Origin of the sequence: Rhodosalinus sp. 5P4, from assembly GCF_041365695.1 — a bacterium.
Classification (GTDB): domain Bacteria; phylum Pseudomonadota; class Alphaproteobacteria; order Rhodobacterales; family Rhodobacteraceae; genus Rhodosalinus.
The window spans coordinates 255,640-271,525 of record NZ_JBGFSJ010000004.1 but is presented as its reverse complement, the minus strand read 5'-3'; the positions used below and the strand labels follow the sequence as shown (position 1 = coordinate 271,525).

Genomic DNA, 15,886 nt, shown 5'->3' with positions numbered 1-15,886 from the left:
GGATCGCCTGCCGGTCAGTCGAACTTGCGCGAGGGCGCGAGCACCGTGGCCTCGCCGATGAGAACCTTCTTGCCGTCCACGCGGCAGCGGCAATCAAGCTGCACCCGCCGCTTGGCGTGGTCGATCGCGACCACCTCCACCTCGGCCTCCACCATGTCGCCGGGGCGCACGGGGGCGAGAAACTTGAGCGTCTGGCCCAGATACACCGTGCCGTGGCCTGGAAGCTGCTCGCCGATCACCGCCGAGATGAGCCCCGCGGTCAGCATCCCATGGGCGATGCGGCCCTCGAAGATGGTGTCCTGCGCGTAGGCGTCGTCGAGGTGCACCGGGTTCCGGTCCGTCGAGACCTCGGCGAACATTTCGATGTCGGCGTCCGTCACCACCTTCCGCAGGTGACGGGTCATGCCCATCTCGATGTCCTCGATGCAGATCGTGCCGCGCGGCATGTTGTCCAACATCCGACCCTCCCAACGCAAGAGCAACAATCGGACTTCGTGATGCCCGAGTTCGCAACTTTATTGCTTTGCGCGCGCAGAAACGCAAGCCTCGATTTTCAGCGGAGCCGTCCGATCGCGTATGTGGGCGACACCTGCTCCCGCCTCAGATACGCCCCGAGCGCGTCGGGATCGGGCTGACGCTCCGTGCGCGTCTCGCTCTGGGCGAGGCCGCCCGAGATGAAGAGCGAATCGATATCCTCGCCCATGGCGCCGCGGATGTCGGTCTGCGCCCCGTCGCCGATGGCCAGGATCTCGCCGCGGTCGACATCCTGCCCGAGCGCGGCGAGACGCCGGCGCGCAAGGTCGTAGATCGGCGGGTGCGGCTTGCCGAAATAGAGGCTTTCACCGCCCATCGCCGTGTAGAGCGCTGCCACCGCGCCGGCGCACCACTCGCGCCGATCGCCGCGGTCCACCACGATGTCGGGATTGGCGCAAAGAAACTTCAGCCCCTTCTGCTTGGCGTAAAGCAACTCCGGGCGCAGGGCCTCGGGATCGGCCATCGGGTCGAACGGCCCGGTGCAGACGATGCCCTCGGCGCTCTTAAGCTCCACCCGTTCGATCTGCGCCGGCGCCTCGATCAGGGCGAGCGGCTCGAAGAAGCCGAGATCGCGGTCCTCTCCCATGAAGAACACCTTCTCGCCCACCGCGCCACGGAACATCGCGGCGCGCGCGCTGTCGCCCGAGGTGGCAATCGTGTCCCACGCGTCGTCCGGCACGCCGAAGCGTTCGAGCTGGGATTTCACCCCGCGCCGGGGCTTGGGCGAATTCGTCACCAGCACGACGATGCCCCCGGCGTCGCGGAAGCGGCGCAGCGCGACCACAGCCTCCGGCAGCGCGCGCACGCCGTCATGGACGCAGCCCCAAAGGTCCACGAAGGCCGCGCGGTAGTGCCCGGCCACCTGGTCGAGCGAATCGATGAGTTCCGTCATGGTGTCGGATGTCCTTCGTTCCAGCGGGAAAGAGGCGCCGCGCGGGCGCCCCGATGCGCCGGTTGCGCCCCGTCGGAGGCTCAGACGGTCAGGTTGGGAATGATCTGCTTCTTGCGGCTCACGATCCCTGGCAGGACGACGGTATCGCCCTCGACGGTCGCGCCGAAACTCTTCTCGGCCACGCGCTTCACCAGGTCGTTCGGCACCAGCAGCGTGGCCTCTTCCCGCAGGATGTCCACGACGAAAAGCAGCACCTCATCCACGCCGTCCTCCTGCGCGACCTCGGGCATGGCGGCCATCAGCGCGTCCTTGCGTCCCAGCACGGCGTCGGGGCTCGTGGTCTCGAGCACGCCGACGCGGAACGACGTGCCGCCGACCTCGTACTGCTTGCTGTCCATCCGCAGAAGCTCGGCCTCGGAAAAGGCCGAGACGTCGGACTTCGCCGCGAACATCTCCGCGGCGTAGTCGGAAATCGAGATCCCGAGATCCGCGGCGAGCGTCTCCGCCAGCGCCCGGTCATGCCCGGTCGTGGTGGGGCTGCGGAACTCGAGCGTGTCGGAAAGGATGCAGGACAGCATCGCGCCCTTCATCGCCTCGGGCATCTTCCCGGCATCCGCGCCCATGAGATCGTGAAGCAGCGTCGCGGTGCAGGCGAGCGGCCGCACGGTCAACTCGATCGGCGCCTTCGTCTCGATGCCACCGGTCAGCCGGTGGTGGTCGATGATCGCCTTGATGTCGAGCGCATTCACGTTCTCGGGCAGTTCGGACGGATTGTTGGTGTCGAGGATCACAACCGGCGCGCCGTCCTCGAAGCCCTCGGCGATGCGCGGCTTCGCCAAGCCCCACCGGTCGAGCATGAAGGCGGCTTCGGTATTGGGCTCGCCCAGAAGCACCGCCTCGGCGGGCTCGCCCTTCACCTCGTTGAGGTACCAGGCCCAGACGATCGGAGAGCCGGTGGAATCGGTGTCGGGGGCCTTGTGGCCGAAAACCTGAATCGTCATCGAAAGCGGTCCTGTCCCTGGTCTGGAATCTCGCGCGCCTTATAGGAGCCGCGACCGGCCTTGTCACGAGGCCCCCGGCGCGGCGCCTTCTTCTTGGTGGAAATACTCCGGGGGTGAGGCGCGGAACGCGCCGAGGGGGCAGCGCCCCCTCGCAACGCCCCCTCCCGCGCGCCCGCGCGCGATCCGGGCCCCGTCCCCGGCGCTGCGGGCCGTCGCGCTCAGATCGTCTGGTCGTAGTCGCCCACGGCGGGTTCGCTGCGGATCACCGCGTCGATGTCGTGGAAGATCGCGCGCATTTCCTCCTCGCTTTCGGGGCTTTCGCACACCACGACGAGGTTGGGCGTGTTGGAGCTCGCCCGCACCAGGCCCCAGGCGCCGTTGTCGAGGATCACCCGCGCGCCGTTCACGGTGACGATGCGGTCGACGGGCCGGCCGGCGATCGGCTCGCCCGCCGCGGCGCGTGCTTCCAGCTTGCCGACGATGCGGGCGAGGACTTCGTATTTCTCCCCGTCCGCGCAATGGGGCGACATGGTCGGGGTGGACCAGGTGCGGGGAAGCGCGCGGCGCAGGTCGGACATGGCGCTGTCCGGGTTGCGGTCGAGGATCTTGCAGATCTCCACCGCCACGCGCATTCCGTCGTCGTAGCCGCGCCCCACCGGCTCCGCGAGGAAGTAGTGCCCCGATTTCTCGAAGCCCGCGAGCGCGCCGATCTCCTTCACGCGGCGCTTCATGTGGCTGTGCCCGGTCTTCCAGTAATCGGCCTTGACGCCGAGCGCCTGAAGCTCCGGGTCGGCGGCGAAGAGGCCCGTGGACTTCACGTCGGCCACGAAGGTGGACCCGGGATAGAGCTTGCCGAGGTCGCGGGCCATGATCACCCCCACCTTGTCGGCGAAGATCTCCTCGCCCGCGTCGTCGACCACGCCGCAGCGGTCGCCGTCCCCGTCGAAGCCCAGCGCGAGGTCCGCGCCGGTCTCGCGCACGACGCGGGCCATGTCGTGCAGCATCTCCATCGCTTCCGGGTTCGGGTTGTAGTTGGGAAAGCCGTAGTCGAGTTCCGTGTGCAGCGGGATCACCTCCACCCCGATCCGCTCCAGCAGCGCGGGGGCGAAGGCGCCGGCCGTCCCGTTCCCCGTCGCGCACACCACGCGCAGCTTGCGCGACACGCGGAAATCGCCGGCGAGATCGTCGAGATAAGCCTCGCGCACCCCTTCGACCGCCTGCCAGCGCCCGCCCGGCCGCGGGGCGCCTTCGCCCTCCATGACGATGCGCTTGAGTTCCGCCATCTCGTCCGGGCCGTGGGTGAGCGGGCGCTCGAAGCCCATCTTCACGCCGGTCCAGCCGTTCGGGTTGTGGCTCGCCGTGACCATGGCCACCGCCGGCACGTCGAGGTGGAACTGCGCGAAATAGGCCATGGGCGAGAGCGCCGTGCCGATGTCGCGCACGTCGATGCCCGCCTGCACCAGCCCGAGGATCAGCGCCTGCTTGATGGCGAGCGAGTAGTCGCGGTAGTCGTTGCCCACCGCGATCACCGGCTCCAGCCCGCGCCGGTGCATCTGCGTGCCGAGCCCCAGGCCCAGCGCGGTCATGCCGGGCAGGTTGATCTCTTCGGGATAGCGCCAGCGCGCGTCGTATTCGCGAAAGCCGGTGGGCGCGATCATCGGCTCGCAAAGGAACTCCCAGGTGTTCGGTCGGCTCTGGGCGGAGGGGCGGGTCATTCTGGTCTCCGGGCTGCGGGGAATTCCGGGCCGGTCGGGCGGCCCGCTTTCATGGCGCGGCACCTCAGGAAGAGAGTTGCTCGCGCAGGATCGAGGCGGTCAGCGATATCATCAGGTAGATGCCGGAAAAGATGAGGAACGCCAAGACGGTGTTCTCGAAGGCGCGGGGGTAGGCCGGATCCTCGGGCGCGACGGGCCTCACCGAGGTGGTGAGGTAGCGCACCTGCGCGTTGGCGTCGCGGCGGCTTTGCTCGAGTTGCTCGAGCGCGGATTGCATCATCAGGTCGCGGGTCGCCACGTCGGCCTGGGCAAGCTGGATGCGCGCGGCGAGCGCGGCGAGCGAGTCCTGCCCCTGGCTGGCCTCGGTCATCTGCGCGTTGACTTGCGCCAGCAGGCTTTCCAGCCGGCGGATGTCGCCCTCGACCCCGTCGAGCTTGGCGGCGTTCGGCCGGGCGTTGTCCAGAAGGGCGGCACGCTCGAGCTGCTTTTCCTGAAGCTGCACCTCGATGTTGTTGATCTGTCCCCGAAGCGCGGCGATCCGGCCTTCGGGGTCCAGCACCGCCCCCTCCTGCTGGAGCGCCACCAGGCGTTCCTGGGCCGCGCGCCGGGCCGCGTCCGCCTCCTCCAGGCTGCGCCGGGCGTCGGCCACCTGGTTTTCGCGCTTGCGCCGCGACAGGCTGTCCACCCGCTCTTCCGCATAGCCGATCAGCGCCGTCGAAAACCGCGCGGCAACCTCCGGGTCGGCGGCGGACACCTCCATCCGAATGATGCCCTCGGTCGGGTCGAAGCCGATCTCCACGCTGCGCTGGTAGACCTTGTAGGCCTCCTCGGTGGAGGCGTCGTCGGGCATCCGCTGGATCGGGTCGATCCAGGGCTGCGAGAAATGTGCCTTGAACCCCTCGTCGGCGTCGAGCCGCAGCATCGCGTCCTTCGATTGCAGGAAGGACTGCACGGCGATCGCGTCCTGGTTCGTGGCGAACTGCGTGCCCGACAGAAGCCCGCCCATCCCGGCCTCGGACCCGCCATCGGCCTTCAGGATCAGGAACTCGGACTTCGTGGCGTACATCGGCGTGGCGATCGCGTAGAAATACCACCCGGCAAGCAGCGTGGGCAGGAGCACGAAGAACGCGAGCCGCGTCAGCAGCAAAAGCGCCTTGCGCCGCCGCCGCCGCGCGATGTCGCGCTGCACGCGCGTGATTTCCTGCGCCCGAAGCTCCGCCGGGTTGAGCTCGGTCGAGGGCAGCCCGGCCTCTCCCGGGCCCGTGGTCGTCTGCGGCAGCTGGATGCGCGGCGCCGGGCTGTCGCCGCTCTCCGTGCCCCCTGGCGCGTCCTGCCCCGGCACCACGAGGGCGAGCATGTTGGCGCGCTGGAACGGGTCGACCCCGCGGGCGCGCAGCTTGCGCACCGCGTCGAAGTCCGACGCGACCGAGAGGCCGTGCTTCTGCGCGACGCGGCGCGCCATGCGAAGCTGCCGCCCGGTCAGGCCCTCGCGGCGGATCGCGTCGATCTCGGCGGCGGGACCGTCCGACGGACCGGCCGTGTCGCCCGCGCCGCCGGCCCGGGCTTCGGGGCCGGGGCCCGGGCCCGACGCGTCCGCCTCCCTGCCCGGGGCCGCCGCCGTCCGCGCCGGTGCGCCGGGCGGCATCCTGCGGACGCGGAACTTCCTAGCCTTGGGCTTCGTAGTCATAGAGCTGCTTTGCTTCTTCGAGTGTGTCGAACATGTAGAGCTGGCCGTTGCTCAGCACCGCCGCGGAGGCGGCGAAACGTTCGAGGATGTCGGGCTGGTGCGACACGATGACGAGCGTGGTCGTGCGCAGCCGCTCGCGCAGGATCTCCCCGGCCTTGCGGTTGAACTCCACATCGGTCGAGGACGGCATGCCCTCGTCGATGAGGTATATGTCGAAATCGAGCGCGAGCATGAGCGCGAAGGAAAAGCGCGCCCGCATCCCCGACGAGTAGGTGCCGACCGGCTGGTCGAAGTATTCCTCGAGCGCGCAGAGCCAGCGGCAGAACGCCTCCACGTAGTCCGGGTCGAGGCCGTAGAGCTGCGCGATGTAGCGCGCGTTCTCCCGCGCCGAGTGTCGCGAGACGACGCCGCCCATGAAGCCGAGCGGAAAGGACACCGAGGCGTTGCGGCGGATCTCGCCCTCGTCGGGTTTCTCGAGTCCGGCCATCATGTTGATCAGCGTGGTCTTGCCCGTGCCGTTGGGCGCGAGGATGCCGAGCGAGCGGCCGATTTCCACCCGGAAGGACACGCGGTCAAGGATCACCTTGCGCTGCGTGCCCGTCCAGAAGGACTTGCTCACGGTGTCGAACTCGATCATGGCGTCCTTCGATGCGGTGCCGGTTACTCTTTACGCGCGATTTCGCTGCGAGGGAATTAATCGTCGATGTTGGCTCCAGTATGTCGGCCCGATGGCGGGCGCGGCAAGCGGGCCGCACAATGCTGCCGCATGGGCGATCTGCCGGGCGGGCGGCTTTGCGCTCGCGGGCCCGCGGCCCTATGTCGGTGGCCATGGACGCAACACTCGATCGCATCCGGTCCTGTCGCCTCTGCGAAGACCGTTTCGCCGCGACCGCCACGGCGCACGCCCCGCGCCCGGTGTTGCAGGCGCGCCCCTCCGCGCGGCTGCTGATCGCCGGTCAGGCGCCGGGCCGACGCGTGCACCGCTCGGGAAGGCCCTTCACCGACCCCTCGGGCGACAGGCTGCGCGCGTGGACGGGGCTCGACGAGGCCACGTTCTACGACGCGGACAAGGTCGCGATCCTGCCCATGGCCTTCTGCTTTCCGGGTTATGACGCGAAGGGCGCGGACCTGCCGCCGCCGCCCCTCTGCGCGCGCACCTGGCGGGAGGGGGCGCTGGGCGCGCTGCCCGGGCTGCGGCTCGTGCTGCTGGTGGGCGGGCACGCGCAGCGCTGGCATCTGGGCACCCGCGCCGGCGTGACCGAGACGGTCGCCGACTGGCGGCGCCACCTGCCGGGCGCGATCCCGCTGCCGCACCCCTCATGGCGCAACACGGCATGGCTCAAGCGCAACCCTTGGTTCGAGGACGAACTCGTGCCCGAGCTTCGCCGCCGCGTGGCCGAGGCCCTGGCATGAGCCGTTTGGAAACGCCGCTCGACCATGCTCACGCAGCGATGGACGCCGCGCCGGAGGATGCCGCCGCGCGCCTGCGCTTCTACGACCGGCTGGCGGCGGCGGAACTCGTGCTGATGCTCGATGGCGAGCCCGAGGGCGACGATATCCGCCCCGCGCTTTTCGAGCTGGAGGAGGGCCCGGTTGCCCTCGTCTTCGACCGCGAAGAGCGGCTGGCGGCCTTCGCCGGGGCGGCCGCGCCCTACGCGGCGCTGCCGGGGCGGGCGCTTGCGGGGATGCTTGCGGGGCGCGGCATCGGGCTGGGCCTCAACCTCGAGGTCGCGCCGTCCTCGATCCTGCTGCCGGCGGCGGCGATCGACTGGCTGGCCGAGACCGCCGCCGCGGCGCCGGCGGAGATCGAGGCGCGGCCCGAGGCGATCTACCCGCCGGGCGGCCTGCCCGAGGGCCTTCTGGAGGCGCTCGACGCGCGGCTCGCCGCGGCGGCCGGGCTCGCCCGCGCCGCCTGGCTGGCGCGCGCCGACTATGCCGGCGGCGGGCAGGGTCACATCCTCGCCTTCCTCGGCGCGCGCCCCGGGGCCGAGCCCGCGCTCGCCAGCGCGGCCGCCGAGGCGCTGGCCTTTTCGGGCATCGAGGCGGGCTGGCTCGACGTGGCGTTTCTCGACGACGCCGATCCGCTCGCGGCGCGGCTCGCCGGCTGCGCGCTGAGGTTCGACCTGCCGGAGGAGCCCGCGCCCGCCGAGCGCCCCGCGCCCCGACCGCCCGGCTCCGATCCCGACGCGCCGCCGCGACTGCGCTAGCGGCTCAGTACCCCAGGGCGCGGTCCACGCGGTGCAGCAGCGGCTCGCCCGCCTCGCCGCGGCGGATGTTCTCCGCGATGACCCGGGCGGCCGAGGCGGGCCGCGTCTCCGACGCGATGTGCGGCGTCACCGTGACCTTCGGATGGGCCCAGAACGGATGCTCGGGCGGCAGCGGTTCGGTACGGAAGACGTCGAGCGTCGCGTGGGCGAGCCGGCCGCGGTCGAGCGCGTCGATCAGCGCGGCGTCGTCGACGAGCGCGCCGCGCCCCGGGTTGATCACGACCGCGCCCTCGGGAAGCCGCGCGATGCGGCGTTCGTCGAGCAGGTTCTCGGTGGCCGCCGTGAGCGGCAGGAGCAGCACGAGGATCTCCGCCCGGCTGAGCGCGTCGCGCAGCCCCTCCTCGCCGTGCAGCGCCTCGATCCCGTCCACCTGCTTGGGCGAGCGACTCCATCCCGTGACCGGGAAGCCCAGCCGGGCCAGCGCCTGACCGCAGGCCTTGCCCAGCGCGCCGAGCCCCAGGACGGTGACGGGGCGTTCGGTGGCCAGCGGCGGGGCGCCCGTGCGCCACACCCCGTCCTGGCCCATGACATGACGGTCCGTGCCGAGGTGATGGCGCAGCACATGCCCCGCCACCCATTCGACCATGCCCTGGGTCAGGCCCTCGTCGTCCACCATCCGGGCGAGCGGCTGGGTGAGAGTGGGGTTCTGCACCACGTCCTCGACCCCGGCCCAGAGGTTCAGCACCGCCTTGCAGCGGGTGTAGGGGGTGAAGTCGTCGAGCCCGGAGTTGGGCGCGTATATGATGTAGTCGACCTCTTCCGCCGCCGCCTCGGTCACCAGCCTGTAATCGAGACCCGTCGCGTCGAGCGCGGCGGTCAGGTGCGGCGCGTACTGGTCCCAGCGCTCGGATCTGGCGGAAAAGAGGACGGTGGTCGGCATGCGGCGCTCCCTGTGGTCCCCGTCACCGGGGGCGGTGGATGTGCGCGCTCTGTACCAGCCCGAAGCCCAGCATCAAGACCAGCATCGCCGAGCCGCCGTAGCTCACGAGCGGCAGCGGCACGCCGACGACCGGCGCGAGGCCCATCACCATGGACATGTTGACCGCGAAGTAGAGAAAGAAGGTGATCGCGACGCCGAAGATCATGAGGGAGGCGAACCGGTCGCGCGTCTGCAGCGCCGACACGATGCAGAAGACGAGAATCAGCGCGTAGAGCGCCAGAAGCGAGATGCCGCCGAGGAAGCCGAACTCTTCCGCGAGGGTGGTGAAGATGAAGTCGGTGTGCTTTTCCGGCAGGAAGTTGAGGCGCGTCTGCGTGCCCTGCATGAAGCCGCGCCCGCCCCATCCGCCCGAGCCGAGCGCGATCTTCGACTGGGTGATGTGGTAACCCGCGCCCAGCGGGTCCGAGGCCGGGTCGAGAAACGTGTCGATGCGCCGGAACTGGTAGTCCTTGAGAAGCTGCCAGTCCGTTCCCCGGCTTCGCAGGACGGCCGTCACGAGCCCGGCGCCCGCGGCGAGGACCCCGGCGAAATAGGCCCAGTGAACCCCGGCGATGAACATCACCAGCCCGCCGCCCGAAAGCAGCAGGATCGCGGTGCCGAGATCCGGCTGGGCCAGCACCAGGGCGGTCGGCAGCAGCACGAAGAGCACGGGCACGATCACCCAGACCGGGTGCGACACCTTGTTGACCGGAAGCCAGTCGTAATAGGCCGCGAGCATGAGGACGAGCGTGATCTTCATGAGCTCCGAAGGCTGCAGCCGCATGAAGCCGAGGTCGATCCACCGCTGCGCGCCCATGCCGGTCACGCCGACGAGTTCCACCGCCACCAGCAGCAGGACCGAGATGGCATAGGCCAGCACCGACATGTTGCGCCAGAACCAGATCGGCACCATGGCCACGGCGATCATCAGCACCAGTCCGGCCGCGAAGCGTTTCATCTGCGGCTCGGCCCAGGGCGACAGGGAGCCGCCGGCGACGGAATAGAGCATCACCGCCCCGATCAGGGCCACCGCCACCAGCACCACGGCGAGCGGCCAGTTGAGATAGAGCAGCTTGCGCGGCCCCGAGGGCGTCGTCTTGACCGTATATTCGAGGTAACTCATGCGCGGTTCTGCCCCTCGCTGTCGCGGTCCTCGCGTTCGCGGGCGAGCCGCTCCTGCTGGGCGCGGATCCGCGACCGGTCGGCGGCCGGATAGGCCTCGAGCGGAGGGTCGCCGCCATGCAGGGCCTGCAGCGTCACGTCCCGCGCGATCGGCGCCGCCGCGGTCGAGCCGCCGCCGCCATGCTCGACGACGACGGCGACGGCGATGCGGGGCGCCTCGAAGGGCGCGAAGTTCACGAAAAGCGCGTGATCGCGCCGCTTCCAGGGCAGGTCCTCGTTTCGGGTGACGCCGGCGCGCCGCTCCGCGGCGGTGATGTTGCGCACCTGGCTCGTGCCCGTCTTTCCGGCCATCCGCATCGCGTCCGCGACGATCCGCGATCCGAAGGCGGTGCCCCGCCGGTTGTTCGTGGCCGCGAACATCGCGGCCCGGATCCGGCGCAGGTGATTCTCGTTGAGGCCGAGCGATGCGCCCGTCCGCGCCGCCTCGTCGACCCCGTTCACCGATTTCAGCAGCCGGGGTTCGATCTCGCGGCCGGTGGCGAGCCGCGCGGTCATCACGGCAAGCTGAAGCGGCGAGGACAGCACGTAGCCCTGCCCGATCGAGGCGTTGACCGTGTCGCCGATGCGCCATTGCGCACCCCGCGTGCGCGCCTTCCAGTCGCGGTCGGGCACCAGCCCCTCGGCAACGGCGGACATCGGAATGTCGTAGGCCGTGCCCAGGCCCAGCTTGCGCGCCATCGCCGAGATATTGTCGATGCCCACCTTGAGCGCGAGGTCGTAGAAGTAGACGTCGCAGCTTTCCTTCAGCGCCTCTTCCAGGTTCATGTGCCCGTGGCCCACGCGCTTCCAGCAGTGAAAGCGCCGCCCGCCCACTTCCATGTGGCCGGGGCACCAGACGGTTTCCTCGGCCGACATGACCCCGGCCTCCAGCGCGGCGAGCGCCGTGACCATCTTGAAGGTGGACCCGGGCGGGTAGGCGTCCTGCACCGTCTTCGAGGCGAGCGGCCGGCGCTCGTTGTCGCGCAGCGCGGCATAGTCGGCCACCGAGATGCCGCGCACGAACTTGTTGGGATCGTAGGAGGGCGCCGAGGCGATGGACAGAAGATCGCCGTTCGTCACGTCCATCACCACGACGCTCGCGCTTTCGTTGCCGAGGCGCGCGCGCACGTAGCCCTGCAACGCGCTGTCGAGGGTCAGCTGGACGTCGGCGCCCGGCTCGCCGTCCCGGCGGTCGAGTTCGCGCATCACGCGCCCGGCGGCGTTCACCTCGACGCGGCGCGTGCCCGCGCGGCCGCGCAGCGCCTGTTCGAGGCGCGCCTCGACGCCCACCTTGCCGATCTGGAACCGGGGGATGCGCAGCACCGGCTCGGGGTCGGCATAGCGGGCGAGGTCGCGGTCGCTCACCGGGCCGACATAGCCAACGACATGGGCGAAATCCTCGACCGAGGGGTAGAGCCGTGACAGGCCGACCTCGGGCGTGACGCCGGGCAGCGCCGGGGCGTTCACCGCCACGCGGCTGATCTCTTCCCACGAGACGCGGTCGGCCACCGTCACGGGCAGGAAGGGGGCGGAGCGGGCCATTTCGGCCATCGCGCGCTCTAGCGCCTCGTCCTCGAGCCGCACGATCCGGGCGAGCCGGGCGAGCACCGCCTCGACGTCGCCCGCGTCCTCGCGCACGATCGTGATGCGGTAGGACGGCTCGTTCACGGCCAGCGGGCGGCCCTCGCGGTCGTAGATCCGGCCCCTGCGGGGCGGGATCAGCCTTATGTTGATCCGGTTTTCCTCGGCCAGAAGCCGGAACTCATCGGCTTGATCGACCTGCATGTAGCGCATCCGCAGCGCCAGCGCGCCGATGAACCCGGCCTGCAGGCCGGCCACGACGAGGCCACGCCGGGTGATGCGGCGCACGCTGAGGTCGGTGTCTTTCTGCGAGCGTCTCATGCGCCGATCCCCCGCGTGTCCAGGTCGGATGCCGCCGGCTTCTGCAGCCCGAAGAACAGATAGCAGATGCCGACCACCACGGGGTAGACCGCCATGGTCATCAGCAACTGCATCAGGTAGAGGCCGAGCTGGGGCTGCGCGACCGCCAGCAGGTTCAGCACGACGCGGTAGCCCAGCGAAACCACCACGATCACGGAGGCGACGCTCAGCCATTCGGTCAGGAACGAATCGTCGCGCAGCTCCGGCGCGCGGCGCTTCAGCCACTCGGCCCCGAGCACGACGAGCGCGGCGAGAAGGCCGGGCGGGCGCTGCAACAGAAGATCCGCGAGAAGCATCATTGCCGCCACCGACAGGGCCGGCACGAAATCGGGCCGCCGCACCGCCCAAGCGAAGGTGAGCGCGACGAGAAGATCCGGCGGCGCCCAGCGCGGTGTCCCCGTGTCGAGGGGCAGGAGCTGGAAGAACAGGATCAGCAGGCTGAGCGCCAGGTAGCTGGCGCGGCGCATCCAGAGACCGAAGCCGCGCGTGTCAGCCATCGCCGCCAGCCTCCGCCGCCGGGTCGGCTGCGCGCGCCTCGGGCCTCTCGGCGCCGGCCACGGGCTCGGGCGCGGGCCTGGCCTCCGGCACGATCAGCGCGCCGGTGCCGCTGATCGTGCGTGCGTTGTGGTTGCGCAGCACGCGCAGGAACTCCAGCCGCTGGTAGTCCGCGGCCAGACGGACCCGCAGCCGCCCTTGCGGATCCTCCGCGACCTGGCCGATCAGCAGCCCCGGAGGGAACACGTCGGCATCCCCGGAAGACACGATCCGGTCGCCCGGACGCACCGCCGCCTCGTTCTCGATGAAATCGAGAAGCGGCGCGGCGGAGTTGTCGCCCGCCACCAGCGCGCGCTGGCCCGAGGGCTGGATCACCGCCGGGATGCGCGAGGAACTGTCGGTCAGCAGGATCACACGGCTGGTGCGCTCGCCCACGCCCGAGACGCGGCCGACGAGACCGAGACCGTCCATCGTGGCCCACCCGTCCATGATGCCGTCCCGCGCGCCGACGTTCAGCAGGACCGACTGCCGGAACGGCGAGCCGGAATCGGCCAGCACCACGCCGGTGACATGGGTGAGGCGGGGATCGATGCGGACGTTGTTCAGGTCCCGCAGCCGCGCGTTCTCCTGCTCGAGCTGGAGCGCCGCCTCCTTCCAGGCCTTCATCTGCTGAAGCTCCCGCCGCAGCTCGCGGTTCTGGGAATGGATGCGCTGGTAGCTCTGGAAGTCGCGGAAGAGGTTCACCGTGGCGGTGACCGGCGCCATCGCCCAGTCGAAGGAGGGCATCACGCTGTCCACCACGTCGGCGCGGAAGCGCTCGACCCTCGGGCTGTCGATGCGCCAGACGAGGAAGATGCCGAGCAGCGAAAACAGGATGATCCCGAGAAGCAGACGCCTCAGCGGATTCGCGAAGTCCTCGCCGTTGCCCTTTTCCCTTGCCAAGACGCTTTCGCCTCCGTGCGGTGCGGGCTGCCCCTGCTCAGTCTAGCGCCCCGCGCCGCGCCTGCAAAATCACGATGGGCCGCGGCCTAGCTGTCGTAGTCGATCGCGTGGCGAAGCTGCTTTTCGTACTCGAGCGCCTTGCCCGTGCCGAGCGCCACGCAGTTCAGGCTTTCGTCGGCGATGGAGACGGCGAGCCCCGTCTGCTCGCGCAGCGCGAGGTCGAGATCGCCCAGAAGCGCGCCGCCGCCGGTCAGCATCACGCCCCGGTCCACGATGTCGGCCGCAAGGTCGGGCGGCGTCGCCTCGAGCGCCGTCATCACCGCCTCGCAGATCTGCTGCACCGGCTCGGCGAGCGCCTCGGCCACCTGCGCCTGGCTGATCTCGGTCTCCTTCGGAACGCCGTTCAGAAGGTCGCGCCCGCGGATCTGCATCGACGCGCCGCGCCCGTCGTCGGGCATCCGCGCCGTGCCGATGGAGGTCTTGATGCGCTCGGCGGTGGACTCGCCCACGAGGATGTTCTGCTGGCGCCGCAGGTAGTTCACGATCGCCTCGTCCATGCGGTCGCCGCCGACGCGGATCGACCGGGCGTAGACGATGTCGCCCAGCGACAGCACCGCGACCTCCGTGGTGCCGCCGCCGATGTCGACCACCATGCTGCCGGTGGGGTCGGTGATCGGCATGCCCGCGCCGATCGCCGCCGCGATCGGCTCGGCGATCAGCCCCGCCTTGCGGGCGCCGGCCGACAGCACCGACTGCCGGATCGCGCGCTTTTCCACCGGGGTGGCGCCGTGGGGCACGCAGACGATGATCTTGGGCTTGGAGAAGGTGGAGCGCTTGTGCACCTTCCTGATGAAGTGCTTGATCATCTCCTCGGCCACGTCGAAATCGGCGATCACGCCTTCGCGCATCGGGCGGATCGCCTCGATCGAGCCCGGCGTGCGGCCGAGCATCAGCTTGGCGTCCTCGCCCACGGCGAGCACCTTCTTGACCCCGTCCTTGACGTGGTAGGCCACCACCGACGGCTCCGAGAGGATGATCCCGCGTCCCTTGACGTAGACCAGCGTGTTCGCGGTGCCGAGGTCGATGGCCATGTCCTGAGAGAACATGCCGGTCAGGTTTGACAGTCCGAACATTTGCAGCCGGGGACCCCGCTCGATCTATTGCAGACGGTCCGCGTCCCCGAGGGGCGCGGACCACGCGCCGTTATAGGCCCCCGCGCTCCTGCAAGAAAGGGCCAGCGCGCGCGGGGTCGGCGCGAATTTGCCCAGAGCCCGGAAATATCACATATGCGATCCCATCTGCCCAAAATACGCCGATCCGAGGGGGTGGGAATGCAGAATCCCGACCTTGTGCCTCGGGCGGTCTTGGGCGCGACCGCTGGGTCGGCGCTGTCCCGGCGAAAGGCTGATCAGGTCCAGGGACCGCTGCGGGCGGGTCTGGCGGGGCCCGCGCCCTCCGAGCCCGCGGCCATGGCCTTCAACGCGGCGATGCGATTCTCGGTCGCAGGGTGCGTCGCGAAGAGGTTGTCGTGTCTGTGGGCGTGCAACGGGTTCACGATGAACATGTGCGCGCTGCCGGGGTTGCGCTCGGCCGAGTTCATGTCGATGCGCGCGGCCAGGCCCGAGATCTTGGCCAGCGCCGAGGCGAGCCAGAGAGGCTGGCCCGCGATCTCGGCGCCAATGCGGTCGGCCTCGTATTCCCGTGTGCGGCTGATCGCCATCTGAACGAGCCCCGCGGCGAGCGGCGCCAGGATCATCGTGGCCAGCACGCCGAGGATCCCCATCCCGTTGTCGCGGCCGCCGCGGAAGAAGAAGGCGAAATTGGCCAGCATGGTGATCGCGCCGGCGAGCGTCGCCGTCACTGTCATGATGAGGGTGTCGCGGTTGCGGATATGGGCGAGTTCGTGCGCCATCACGCCGGCGACCTCTTCGCGCGAGAGCGCGCGCAGCAGGCCGGTGGTGGCCGCCACCGCCGCGTTCTCGGGGTTGCGGCCCGTGGCGAAGGCGTTGGGCTGGTCGTCATCGACGAGGTAGACGGCGGGCATCGGCATCCCCGCCCTCCCGGCGAGGTCCTCCACCATGCCGACGAGATCCGGCGCGGACGCCTTCGTCACCAGACGCGCGTTGTGGGCCCGCAGCACGGCCTTGTCGGAGCCCCACCAGGCGTAGAGGTTCATGCCCGCGGCGATGACGAGGGCGATCACCATCCCCGCCTCTCCGCCAAGCGCGAGCCCCGCGAGACCGAAAAGCGCGGTCATCGCGGCCAGAAGCATTGCGGTGCGGACGAGTGCCATCTGCGTCTCCATGCGTGTCTGACTGCAGATATGGAGAAA

15 protein-coding genes are annotated in these 15,886 nt (G+C 70.0%); 2 read left to right on the top strand and 13 right to left on the bottom strand.

Annotation, left to right across the window (positions count from 1 at the left end; genetic code table 11):
- Positions 1-14: 14 nt before the first annotated feature.
- The 6 genes from AB6A69_RS09160 to AB6A69_RS09135 all read right to left on the bottom strand — a co-directional run bounded on the left by AB6A69_RS09160 (position 15) and on the right by AB6A69_RS09135 (position 6,466).
- On the bottom strand, positions 15-458 hold the full coding sequence (locus AB6A69_RS09160; RefSeq protein ID WP_371037570.1) for a MaoC family dehydratase: 444 nt from the start codon (positions 456-458) through the stop codon (positions 15-17).
- 95 nt (positions 459-553) lie between these two features.
- Positions 554-1,426, bottom strand: coding sequence for a TIGR01459 family HAD-type hydrolase (locus tag AB6A69_RS09155; RefSeq protein WP_371060545.1), 873 nt, complete (start codon positions 1,424-1,426; stop codon positions 554-556).
- A gap of 80 nt (positions 1,427-1,506) precedes the next feature.
- On the bottom strand, positions 1,507-2,427 hold the full coding sequence (locus AB6A69_RS09150; protein ID WP_371037568.1) for a manganese-dependent inorganic pyrophosphatase: 921 nt from the start codon (positions 2,425-2,427) through the stop codon (positions 1,507-1,509).
- Between the two features lie 218 nt (positions 2,428-2,645).
- Entirely contained in the window at positions 2,646-4,142 is a 1,497-nt protein-coding gene (locus AB6A69_RS09145; RefSeq protein ID WP_371037567.1) for a phosphomannomutase/phosphoglucomutase, read from the bottom strand.
- Positions 4,143-4,206: 64 nt separating this feature from the next.
- A complete protein-coding gene (locus AB6A69_RS09140; RefSeq protein WP_371060544.1) occupies positions 4,207-5,829 on the bottom strand; it encodes a capsule biosynthesis protein in 1,623 nt (540 codons plus the stop codon).
- Positions 5,807-6,466, bottom strand: a complete 660-nt coding sequence (locus AB6A69_RS09135) for an ABC transporter ATP-binding protein (protein ID WP_371037565.1) — start codon at positions 6,464-6,466, stop codon at positions 5,807-5,809. Before AB6A69_RS09135 ends, AB6A69_RS09140 begins: the two co-directional genes overlap by 23 nt.
- Positions 6,467-6,657: 191 nt before the next feature.
- Here AB6A69_RS09135 and AB6A69_RS09130 point away from each other — a divergent pair, with 191 nt between their 5' ends.
- Together AB6A69_RS09130 and AB6A69_RS09125 are read left to right on the top strand one after the other, a co-directional pair.
- Complete coding sequence (locus AB6A69_RS09130; protein ID WP_371060543.1) at positions 6,658-7,242, top strand: uracil-DNA glycosylase family protein; 585 nt, start codon at positions 6,658-6,660, stop codon at positions 7,240-7,242.
- Positions 7,239-8,036 (top strand): SseB family protein, encoded by a 798-nt coding sequence (locus tag AB6A69_RS09125; protein ID WP_371060542.1) that lies wholly within the window; start codon positions 7,239-7,241, stop codon positions 8,034-8,036. Before AB6A69_RS09130 ends, AB6A69_RS09125 begins: the two co-directional genes overlap by 4 nt.
- A 4-nt stretch (positions 8,037-8,040) precedes the next feature.
- Here the strand turns inward: AB6A69_RS09125 and AB6A69_RS09120 are convergent, their stop codons facing one another.
- The 7 genes from AB6A69_RS09120 to htpX form a co-directional block, all read right to left on the bottom strand.
- A complete protein-coding gene (locus AB6A69_RS09120) occupies positions 8,041-8,976 on the bottom strand; it encodes a 2-hydroxyacid dehydrogenase (protein ID WP_371060541.1) in 936 nt (311 codons plus the stop codon).
- A 22-nt stretch (positions 8,977-8,998) separates the two neighbouring features.
- Positions 8,999-10,138: a rod shape-determining protein RodA gene (gene rodA, locus AB6A69_RS09115; RefSeq protein ID WP_371060540.1), complete on the bottom strand. Its 1,140-nt coding sequence runs from the start codon at positions 10,136-10,138 to the stop codon at positions 8,999-9,001.
- Complete coding sequence (gene mrdA / locus AB6A69_RS09110; RefSeq protein ID WP_371060539.1) at positions 10,135-12,078, bottom strand: penicillin-binding protein 2; 1,944 nt, start codon at positions 12,076-12,078, stop codon at positions 10,135-10,137. The genes rodA and mrdA overlap by 4 nt, the downstream gene beginning before the upstream one ends.
- Complete coding sequence (locus AB6A69_RS09105; protein ID WP_371060538.1) at positions 12,075-12,614, bottom strand: rod shape-determining protein MreD; 540 nt, start codon at positions 12,612-12,614, stop codon at positions 12,075-12,077. The genes mrdA and AB6A69_RS09105 overlap by 4 nt, the downstream gene beginning before the upstream one ends.
- Positions 12,607-13,554, bottom strand: coding sequence for a rod shape-determining protein MreC (gene mreC / locus AB6A69_RS09100; protein ID WP_371037558.1), 948 nt, complete (start codon positions 13,552-13,554; stop codon positions 12,607-12,609). Before mreC ends, AB6A69_RS09105 begins: the two co-directional genes overlap by 8 nt.
- An 86-nt stretch (positions 13,555-13,640) precedes the next feature.
- Positions 13,641-14,687, bottom strand: a complete 1,047-nt coding sequence (locus tag AB6A69_RS09095) for a rod shape-determining protein (RefSeq protein WP_371037557.1) — start codon at positions 14,685-14,687, stop codon at positions 13,641-13,643.
- 275 nt (positions 14,688-14,962) lie between these two features.
- On the bottom strand, positions 14,963-15,847 hold the full coding sequence (gene htpX / locus AB6A69_RS09090) for a zinc metalloprotease HtpX (protein ID WP_371060537.1): 885 nt from the start codon (positions 15,845-15,847) through the stop codon (positions 14,963-14,965).
- Positions 15,848-15,886 lie beyond the last annotated feature (39 nt).

What these genes read in the sequence shown, in the direction of transcription:
- AB6A69_RS09120 (WP_371060541.1), bottom strand. Translation starts at nt 8,976, where the DNA reads ATGCCGACCACCGTCCTCTTTTCCGCCAGATCCGAGCGCTGGGACCAG.
- AB6A69_RS09155 (WP_371060545.1), bottom strand. Translation starts at nt 1,426, where the DNA reads ATGACGGAACTCATCGATTCGCTCGACCAGGTGGCCGGGCACTACCGC.
- htpX (WP_371060537.1), bottom strand. Translation starts at nt 15,847, where the DNA reads ATGGCACTCGTCCGCACCGCAATGCTTCTGGCCGCGATGACCGCGCTT.
- AB6A69_RS09105 (WP_371060538.1), bottom strand. Translation starts at nt 12,614, where the DNA reads ATGGCTGACACGCGCGGCTTCGGTCTCTGGATGCGCCGCGCCAGCTAC.
- mrdA (WP_371060539.1), bottom strand. Translation starts at nt 12,078, where the DNA reads ATGAGACGCTCGCAGAAAGACACCGACCTCAGCGTGCGCCGCATCACC.
- AB6A69_RS09130 (WP_371060543.1), top strand. Translation starts at nt 6,658, where the DNA reads ATGGACGCAACACTCGATCGCATCCGGTCCTGTCGCCTCTGCGAAGAC.
- AB6A69_RS09160 (WP_371037570.1), bottom strand. Translation starts at nt 458, where the DNA reads ATGTTGGACAACATGCCGCGCGGCACGATCTGCATCGAGGACATCGAG.
- AB6A69_RS09145 (WP_371037567.1), bottom strand. Translation starts at nt 4,142, where the DNA reads ATGACCCGCCCCTCCGCCCAGAGCCGACCGAACACCTGGGAGTTCCTT.
- AB6A69_RS09125 (WP_371060542.1), top strand. Translation starts at nt 7,239, where the DNA reads ATGAGCCGTTTGGAAACGCCGCTCGACCATGCTCACGCAGCGATGGAC.
- AB6A69_RS09150 (WP_371037568.1), bottom strand. Translation starts at nt 2,427, where the DNA reads ATGACGATTCAGGTTTTCGGCCACAAGGCCCCCGACACCGATTCCACC.
- AB6A69_RS09095 (WP_371037557.1), bottom strand. Translation starts at nt 14,687, where the DNA reads ATGTTCGGACTGTCAAACCTGACCGGCATGTTCTCTCAGGACATGGCC.
- AB6A69_RS09140 (WP_371060544.1), bottom strand. Translation starts at nt 5,829, where the DNA reads ATGACTACGAAGCCCAAGGCTAGGAAGTTCCGCGTCCGCAGGATGCCG.
- AB6A69_RS09135 (WP_371037565.1), bottom strand. Translation starts at nt 6,466, where the DNA reads ATGATCGAGTTCGACACCGTGAGCAAGTCCTTCTGGACGGGCACGCAG.
- rodA (WP_371060540.1), bottom strand. Translation starts at nt 10,138, where the DNA reads ATGAGTTACCTCGAATATACGGTCAAGACGACGCCCTCGGGGCCGCGC.